1 protein-coding gene is annotated in these 723 nt (G+C 40.7%); it reads right to left on the bottom strand.

What is annotated here, in order from left to right:
* Positions 1-723: prolipoprotein diacylglyceryl transferase (locus UDIV_RS04670; protein WP_197021683.1), on the bottom strand; the 723-nt coding region annotated here is incomplete at both ends.

Below are 723 nucleotides of genomic sequence, written 5' to 3'. Positions count from 1 at the left end.
CTCTTCTTGTGGGCTAGGTTGATCTTGTTGAGTACTATTATCAGGTTCAGTTTTCTTAGTTGAATCTTCATCAGTTCCTTTTTCTTCATCTTTCTTAGCATCAGTATCTACATTAGTAGTTGATCCACTGCCTTTTTGTTGATCATCATTTTTTGTAGAATCTTTTGAAGTGTTGTTTTGTTCTTTTTGTTCTCCTTCTGATTTGTTACCGCCATTATCAGTTTGTGCAGTTGATGGTTGTTCAGTTTGTTTTTCAGTTTCACTAGGTGCTGGATCATTTTTATTAGTTTCAGGACTAGCACCCACACTTGGTGTATCATTTTTTGGTGTAGTTTGTGGAGTTGATGGTGTTTCTGGAGAAACATTTGATGATCCACCTGGTGAATTAGTTGTGCCACCATTATTTGAACCTTGCTCGCCTGGGTTTGTTGCACCTGGCGTACTATTTGTTGTACCACCAGTTCCTGAACCTTGTTTAGTTCCAGTTGTAGTGCTACCACTTCCTGGATTAGCATTTGTTGTACCACCAGTTCCTGAACCTTGACCACTTGGATTTGTAGTACTTCCGCTACCTGGGTTTGTAGATTGAGTTCCACCAGATTGAGATGGGTTTTGAGTACCTTGAGAAGGTTTGCTTGGTTTTGCCTTTGTTGGTGCGCAAGCTGCAACTACTCCAATAACACTAACCCCTGCCATAATCGCACCAACTGATAATGCTAGTGC

The organism is Ureaplasma diversum NCTC 246, from assembly GCF_000731915.1.
Classification (GTDB): Bacteria; Bacillota_I; Bacilli_A; order Mycoplasmatales; family Mycoplasmoidaceae; genus Ureaplasma; species Ureaplasma diversum.
Note: the sequence above shows the minus strand (reverse complement) of the source record. Positions and strands in the feature narration are given on the sequence as shown.